This is a genomic window from Francisella noatunensis subsp. noatunensis (genome assembly GCF_009823375.1).
GTDB classification, from domain to species: domain Bacteria; phylum Pseudomonadota; class Gammaproteobacteria; order Francisellales; family Francisellaceae; genus Francisella; species Francisella noatunensis.
Genome location: NZ_WBSX01000089.1, coordinates 1 through 7603, shown reverse-complemented (window position 1 = coordinate 7603; position 7603 = coordinate 1). Strand labels below are relative to the sequence as shown.

Below are 7603 nucleotides of genomic sequence, written 5' to 3'. Positions count from 1 at the left end.
TAGCTTTTTAACTTTACAGGATAGCTTATGATTATTTGAAGTTCTGCGGCTTTGATATAGCTTCTGTGCTATCTCAGCATTATAGTCACTATTTATACTAGTGCGATTAAGTTCCTTTTTTATAGCTCTTTCACTATAGCCAATTTTATTGGCTATTTGAGATGTTTGGTATCCTAATTTAAGTAATTCTTCTATACAATATCTATTTGAAAGAGTTAAGTGCTTTGGCATTTTTTAGTTCCTTATCGTTTATTTTAGTTTCGTCAAAACCTAATAAACTATATTTGGAACTCTCTTTCAACTATTTAAAACTTTCAGAATACAATCTAGCTTCTTTAATTTTTTCTATGAGTTTAAGTTATAGTTCTGGAGAATATGCTAATAAGACTTATATAGAAAATGTTGTCAAAACATTTGATTTATCAACAGATAAGAATATAAAAATACTAGACATAAAAGATCATCAACAAACTACCGATTATACTTGTGGACCATCTGCTGTTATGAGTTTGCTTAATTATTATGGAGTTCTTAAGGATTCTCAAATGAATCATCAAATGGAGTTGCAAATAGCTAAAGAAATGGGTACAAATGATGATTATGGTACTACAGCGCAACAGATAGCTAACTGGCTAGAAAAGCATGGCTTTGAGGTAAAATATGCTACTGATGGTGATATCAAACTGATTTATCAGAGTATAGATAAAGGTGTACCTGTACTTGTAGATTGGATTGATTGGGGAGGCCCTGGACATTAGTATCAGGATATCAGAAGTTGGGAAAAACAATTGATGATGATAAAGATACATTGTTTATGATTGATCCAGCAGCACATTTTAATAATGTGAAAACAGTTTATGGATTGAGTGCTATTAATCCAGATAGATTTCAATATATGTGGCAAGATTCAAAAGGTATAAAAGGTATAAAAGGTATAAAAGGTATAAAAGGTATATATGTTATAGCACAACCTAAAAAGTAGCTTTTACTCTGCTAAAATCATTATGGGCGCTGGAAATGACTTAGATGAAAAACTATTTATTTGATGTAAGTTACTAGCATTAGACACTGAAATAATACTTAAAATTGTTACCACTGCTAACATAATCTTTTTCATTTCTCATTCCTTAAAATACTTTCTAATATTTGATGTATGTATTATCTCAGCATATTTCCGTAATGTTAAATATATTAAATGTATAAGTTTGATAATAAAAACTTATGATGTGTAAGTGTTTACAGTTTAACAACTATAGAATATAGTAGATATAAAAAGAAAACAGGTTTAGTTTATGCACAAGAAAATACTTGTTTTAGGTGCTGGTGCTTGGGGTACTGCACTAGCATTACAGTTAGCTTATAAAGGCCATGAAGTAAGAATTAACTCTTGGAAAGCAGAGCATAACGATCAAATGCTCGCAGAAGGTAATAATCAAAAATATTTACCGAGCATAGAAAAATTCCCAGATACACTAAAAGCTATACAAAATTGGCAAGCTAGTATTGGTTATTTTGATAATATATTAGTTGCAACTCCTAGTTCGGGTTTTAAGAAGACTATTTTAGAGCTAAAAGAGTGTATGTTGCCTGATCAAAATATTATTAGTGCTACGAAAGGGTTTTGTCATGATACCTATGCTCTATTGAGTGAAATAGCAGAAGATATTATGCCAAATACAAAATTTGCTTTATTAACAGGTCCAAGTTTTGCCAAAGAGGTAGCTAATAAACTCCCAACAGCTGTTGTAGTAGCATCTAAAGATGTTGAGTATGCTAAATACACACAAAAGCTTTTCAGTAATGAAAATTTTAGGTGTTATACAACTACTGATATTATCGGTGCTCAGGTTGGTGGAGCTGTCAAGAATGTCTTAGCAATTGCTGCGGGTATTGCTGCGGGTATGGACTTTGGTGTTAATGCTCATGCAGCACTAATTACAAGAGGTCTAGCAGAAATTAAAAAATTAGGGCTTAAGCTTGAAGCTGATGTGGAAACATTTATGGGCTTGAGCTGTCTTGGTGATTTGTTGCTTACTTGTTCAGACAATCAATCGCGTAATCGTAGATTTGGATATTACCTAGGTCAAGGTATGTCTATAGAAGAGTCTTTGCTTAAGGTAAATAATGTTGTTGAAGGATATTCTACAGCTATAGCAGTATATAAACTTGCTCAAAAGCATGGAGTTGATATGCCTTTGGTCTTTGCTACGTATAGAGTCTTATATGAGAATGTAAATCCAAAAGATATGGTTATACAACTAATGAATAGACAGTTGAAAAATGAAAATTAATCTCCTCCAGCAACTTGTTTTGGTACATAATCTTTGAAATTAGTTTCTTGCATTTTTATTTTAGTATTAAAAGCGTAGTCACCAAACTTAGTTAGAGGCTTAACTATAACCGAATTTTCCCATAAAGAAGAGTTTTTTACATAATCAATAGAGTTGAGAGTTGAGCATATGATTGCTGCTATAAAGCTAAAACGAACTAACGCTATTATGAAAGCAAATAAAGTATTTGATATACCTTCTTTTTCTTTATTATTACGCATAAATACTTTCATTACACCAAATATGATTAAGTATGCGCAGACTAGAACTAGTATAAATGAAGTTATATAGGAGGTATTGTTGTCCGTGATCAGAGAGTTAAGGTATGCGTTTTGTATTTTTTGAGCAAGTATACCTGCTAATACTACGGCAAATATCATAAGAATAAATAACACAATATTTTTGAATAATCCTTTCACAGCTGCAAAAAGACTTAGTATAAAAATAAAGATTATTATAAGAATATCTAAAAAGTTAAGACTTGTTAAAAAATCCATTTTTTATCCCGTGATTATATCTTTGATTTGATTTAATTTTGTTATCCCAATAATCTCAATACCATTAGTCTTTAGTGATTTTGAAACATTAGATTGAGGTATAATAATTTTCTTAAAACCATGTTTCTTAGCTTCATTTATTCGTTCTATACCATAAGGTATGGGTCTAATTTCACCTGATAAACCAACTTCTCCCATTATTAGCACATCATGAGGAATCTCTATTTCCTTTATACTAGAATATATAATCAATATTAGTGCCAAATCAATACTTGTTTCACTAATTTTGATTCCACCAACAACATTTAAAAATACATCTTTGTCATATAGGTCAATATGCATATAACGTTGAATAATAGCTAGTATCATTGCTAAACGATTGCTATCAATACCTACACATAATCTTCGTGGCGGTTGGTTGATATTTTTGTCGACCACTAATGACTGTAGTTCAACTAGTAGAGGACGTGTACCTTCCCATACTGATACTATTACACTACCAATTAAGTTAGTACGACCATTATTCAAGAAAATCGCAGAAGGATTTTTGACTTCTTTCATTCCTTTATCAGTCATTGCAAAGACACCAATTTCATTTACAGCACCAAATCTGTTTTTTAGGGCACGCATCATACGATATCTGCCATTGTCTTGGGATTCTATAAATATTATCGCATCAACAATATGTTCTAATACTCTTGGACCAGCAACCTCCCCAGATTTAGTGACATGTCCTACCAAAAAAATAGATATCTCGTGTTGCTTGGCTATTTGAGTGATATAAGCTGTAGATTCTCTTACTTGCGAGACGCCTCCGACCATAGATGAGATATCAGGGTTATACATAGTTTGGATTGAGTCTATTACAACTACTTCTGGTTTGTGTTCTATCATATAGCTAGAGATTTGTTCTATATTTGTTTCGCACATTACTAGAAGATTATCTTTTGGGAGATTTAATCTTTCTGCTCGTAGAGCTATTTGCTCAAGAGACTCTTCACCACTGACATAAAGAACTTTTTTTTGTAGCGATAAAAAGGACATGATTTGTAGTAGTATTGAAGACTTACCGATACCAGGGTCTCCACCAACCAGTGTTACGGATCCTTTTACAATTCCACCACCAAGTACTCGGTCAAATTCAGATATGTTAGTAGACATTCTGGAGTGTTCTTTACCTTTGATATCAGCTAGTGCTGTAGCTTTTGAGATACTGCCAGCAAATCCAGCTCTAGCTATAGGTGTTTTTTTTGGATCAGGTTTTATCTCTTCAATAAATGTATTCCATTGATTACAATTATGACATTGCCCTTGCCATCTAGGTGAAGAAGCTCCACATTCTTGGCAAATAAAAATAGTTTTTTGTTTAGCCATAGCTCAATTTACTTTGCCTTATAACCTAATAGATATTTAGAAAGCACTCTCTCTGTTTCAGAAGCATTAGGGCCTATGAACTGTACTATATAGCGATATCTTTCTGTATTTTCATTATTAAGTGAAATACTTGGCGGGAAAACAGAAATAATACGACCTTCACAGCCAACTTGTTCTTTTAGTTCAGATAAGGTTACAGATATTCTTACTATATCATCTAAATGTAATAGTTTTGAGCTACTAATCTCCAGACTACCATTTTTAATTAATTTAACAAAGTGATTGTATAGTTGTTCACGATGATCAAAAGAGTATTCTTTTTCAAATTTAATGTCATCTTCACTATAGTTAACACTTATTTGACCTTCGACTATTTCGGTAGAACTATCGTCATCTTCTTCGATAACTGACTCACCGCTATTTATATAATCATCAACAGTTTCATTGTTCTCATTTTCTTCATTTATAAGTGAAGAATCTATATCAAGTCCTTTAGTTTCTCCTAGATCAATTTCAATAATATTCACATGTTCATCATCGATATCGATATCATCACTGATATCATCATCTGTGTCATACGTATCAGCGGTAGTCTCAATCAAGTCATTTTCAAAATCATCTTCTAATAATAAATCATCAGCTAAATCATCTGAGTTTTGTTGTGACTTTTGTCCTAGCATTCCACCTCGAGGACTACTTTTAGTACTAGTCTTTTTTTGACTAGTAGAGGAAGTTTTTTTTAGGAGATCTAATCTACTCATTTTATGTGCCTCTTAGCCCTTTTTGAGCGAAATTTTCTATATCCATAGTATATGATGCTTGAGATAAATATGAGAATAAATAACGATAAAAGTTTATGCTCATATATCCACAATTTAATATTTGCTTTATTTACTATTTGTAATAAAGCATTGCCAAATATATATCCTAAAGAGAGATATATAGTTGACCAAATAAAACTGCTTATAGCATCTAAGATCATAAATTTAGCTCTTTTTACTTTACTAATACCCATAATCAAAATAGTAACTGTTCTGAAGCCATATAGAAATCTTATACTTAATATTGCTAATGTTTCATGCTTGTCTAAAATGTCCAAAGATTTTTGAGCTTTATAATGCCAAGAAGCCTTCTTTGTAAGAATTCTCTCCCCCATGAATTTCGAAATAGTAAATATTGTGTTGTCATGGAGTATAGCTCCTATTGTTGCGGCCAAAATAACTAGAGGATAATTAAACATAGCAGCAGCTGTTGCTATACCAACCATAATTAGAAATATTTCACCTTCTATAAAGACTGCTAGTATGGCCGCTAAATATCCCCAGTCTATTAATAGGCTCCAAAATTCAGCTTGGGTCATACTCACCTCCTATAGGAATTTGTGATTAGCAATTCATCAACCAAAACTAATGCTAGCATTGTTTCAGCTATAGGAACACCTCTAATACCAACACAAGGATCATGCCTGCCTTTTGTGATAACTGTAGTATCATCGCCATTTATATCTATACTTTTACCAGGTTGTAAAATACTTGATGTTGGTTTAAAAGCAAGTTTAGTAATAATATCTTGCCCTGTTGATATACCACCTAATATTCCCCCAGCATGGTTTGTTAAGAAACCTTGTTTTTGAGTTATTTCATCACGATGTTCGCTGCCTTTTTGAGCAACACAGTCGAAGCCATCGCCAATGCTGACTGCTTTTACAGCATTAATACTCATCATAGCGTAAGCAATAGTTGCATCAAGCCTATCAAAAACAGGTCTGCCAAGTCCTGCTGCTAAGCCAGTAGCGATGACTGTAACCTCTGCACCGATCGAGTCTCCTTGTTTACGAATATTATGAATTAAGCTTTCACAGCTTGTAATAGCATCTCTATCAGCTATGAAAAAGGGATTTTGATTAATAAAATCTTTTTCTATAAAGTCGATCTTGAGATCACCAATTTGGGAACAGAAGCCAAAAATTTCGATGCCATGATGTTTAAGTATTTTTTTTGCTATTGCACCAGCAGCCACACGTATTGCTGTCTCTCTAGCAGAAGATCTTCCACCACCACGATAATCACGAATTCCATATTTTTTGAAATATGTATAATCAGCATGACCTGGGCGAAATTTATCTTTTATTTCACCATAATCTTTTGATTTTTGATCTTGATTTTTTATTATTAGACCTATTGGAGTTCCTGTGGTTTTACCTTCAAAAACACCTGAGATGATTTTAACCTCATCAGGCTCTTTGCGTTGAGTTGTGAATTTTGATTGACCTGGTTTACGTCTATCTAGCTCAAGTTGTATATCTGCCTCACAGAGAGGGATATTACTTGGGCAACCATCAATAATCGCTGCAAGTGAATCACCATGGCTCTCGCCACATGTTGTTACTATAAAAATTTTACCAAAAGTATTTCCTGACATAGTCAACAATAATAGATAGTGTATTTTTTTATAATAGCATAAATGATAACTAAATTTGTCTAATCTAATATTCATTTTAGACAAAAAGCTTCTTTGTTTCTAATATTACCCTAGTATGTAAGATTAAACTTATTAGCTTTTTATATATTAGAGTTTTTTGAGTTTTTATAGAACAGTTTTTGAATAATTAATAAAGGTATTGTTACAGTTACTGCAATCAGTCCTATTCTTATACTTAGTGGCGCGCAAAGCAAGAAGCTATTAATTACAGGCACAAAAGTCCTAACCAAGCTAAGATAATAAATGGTGAGCAATATCCTGTAAAAAGTTTTTGCTTGTGGTTTTTGTATGTCTGAGGTAACCAGTATATAAAGCATATCAACACTGCAAGAATAGTTGTGATTGTATACATAATATTAGGTTTATAGCGAATAGCTAATATTGCAATTGTAATTAGCATCACAAAAACCAAATTGATTACTTCAGGTATTCTTTTGTTATTAAAAGATATTTGTAATTGTTGTATTGTGATTCCAATTATACAACCCATCGTTATAACTAGAAATCTCCAATCAAGGTTTAGACTAACTATTTGTACAATACAACAAAGTGTAAAAATAAGTAGACTAAATTGAGTAAACATATTTATAGCTAGATTGTATTCTGAAAGTTTTAAATAGTTGAAAGAGAGTTCCAAATATAGTTTATTAGGTTTTGACGAAACTAAAATAAACGATAAGGAACTAAAAAATGCCAAAGCACTTAACTCTTTCAAATAGATATTGTATAGAAGAATTACTTAAATTAGGATACCAAACATCTCAAATAGCCAATAAAATTGGCTATAGTGAAAGAGCTATAAAAAAGGAACTTAATCGCACTAGTATAAATAGTGACTATAATGCTGAGATAGCACAGAAGCTATATCAAAGCCGCAGAACTTCAAATAATCATAAGCTATCCTGTAAAGTTAAAAAGCTA

10 protein-coding genes and 1 pseudogene are annotated in these 7603 nt (G+C 32.2%); 3 read left to right on the top strand and 8 right to left on the bottom strand.

Annotation, left to right across the window (positions count from 1 at the left end; translation table 11 throughout):
• A partial coding sequence (locus F8C69_RS07630) for a helix-turn-helix domain-containing protein (RefSeq protein ID WP_159183974.1) occupies positions 1 to 231 on the bottom strand: 231 nt, incomplete at its 3' end.
• 116 nt (positions 232 to 347) lie between these two features.
• Here F8C69_RS07630 and F8C69_RS07625 point away from each other — a divergent pair.
• Positions 348 to 982, top strand: a pseudogene (locus F8C69_RS07625) (C39 family peptidase).
• 3 nt (positions 983 to 985) lie between these two features.
• Here F8C69_RS07625 and F8C69_RS11065 read toward each other — a convergent pair.
• Positions 986 to 1117, bottom strand: coding sequence for a hypothetical protein (locus tag F8C69_RS11065; protein ID WP_267906210.1), 132 nt, complete (start codon positions 1115 to 1117; stop codon positions 986 to 988).
• A gap of 175 nt (positions 1118 to 1292) precedes the next feature.
• On the opposite strand from F8C69_RS11065, the gene F8C69_RS07620 reads away from it, so the two are divergent.
• The gene (locus F8C69_RS07620) at positions 1293 to 2291 is read left to right on the top strand and encodes an NAD(P)H-dependent glycerol-3-phosphate dehydrogenase (protein ID WP_159184784.1); all 999 of its coding nucleotides are present in this window, start codon (positions 1293 to 1295) and stop codon (positions 2289 to 2291) included.
• Here the strand turns inward: F8C69_RS07620 and F8C69_RS07615 are convergent.
• From F8C69_RS07615 to F8C69_RS07590, 6 genes are all read right to left on the bottom strand, one after another.
• On the bottom strand, positions 2288 to 2827 hold the full coding sequence (locus tag F8C69_RS07615) for a CvpA family protein (protein WP_159184783.1): 540 nt from the start codon (positions 2825 to 2827) through the stop codon (positions 2288 to 2290). The two genes, F8C69_RS07620 and F8C69_RS07615, sit on opposite strands and share 4 nt — an antisense overlap.
• Before the next feature lie 3 nt (positions 2828 to 2830).
• The gene (gene radA, locus F8C69_RS07610; RefSeq protein ID WP_159184782.1) at positions 2831 to 4201 is read right to left on the bottom strand and encodes a DNA repair protein RadA; all 1371 of its coding nucleotides are present in this window, start codon (positions 4199 to 4201) and stop codon (positions 2831 to 2833) included.
• A gap of 8 nt (positions 4202 to 4209) precedes the next feature.
• Positions 4210 to 4962: a PilZ domain-containing protein gene (locus F8C69_RS07605; RefSeq protein WP_159184781.1), complete on the bottom strand. Its 753-nt coding sequence runs from the start codon at positions 4960 to 4962 to the stop codon at positions 4210 to 4212.
• On the bottom strand, positions 4959 to 5561 hold the full coding sequence (locus F8C69_RS07600) for a DedA family protein (RefSeq protein ID WP_159184780.1): 603 nt from the start codon (positions 5559 to 5561) through the stop codon (positions 4959 to 4961). The genes F8C69_RS07605 and F8C69_RS07600 overlap by 4 nt, the downstream gene beginning before the upstream one ends.
• Positions 5562 to 5563: 2 nt before the next feature.
• Positions 5564 to 6622, bottom strand: a complete 1059-nt coding sequence (gene aroC / locus F8C69_RS07595) for a chorismate synthase (RefSeq protein WP_159184779.1) — start codon at positions 6620 to 6622, stop codon at positions 5564 to 5566.
• 265 nt (positions 6623 to 6887) lie between these two features.
• A complete protein-coding gene (locus tag F8C69_RS07590; protein WP_234393549.1) occupies positions 6888 to 7265 on the bottom strand; it encodes a hypothetical protein in 378 nt (125 codons plus the stop codon).
• 107 nt (positions 7266 to 7372) lie between these two features.
• On the opposite strand from F8C69_RS07590, the gene F8C69_RS07585 reads away from it, so the two are divergent.
• A partial coding sequence (locus F8C69_RS07585; protein WP_159183974.1) for a helix-turn-helix domain-containing protein occupies positions 7373 to 7603 on the top strand: 231 nt, incomplete at its 3' end.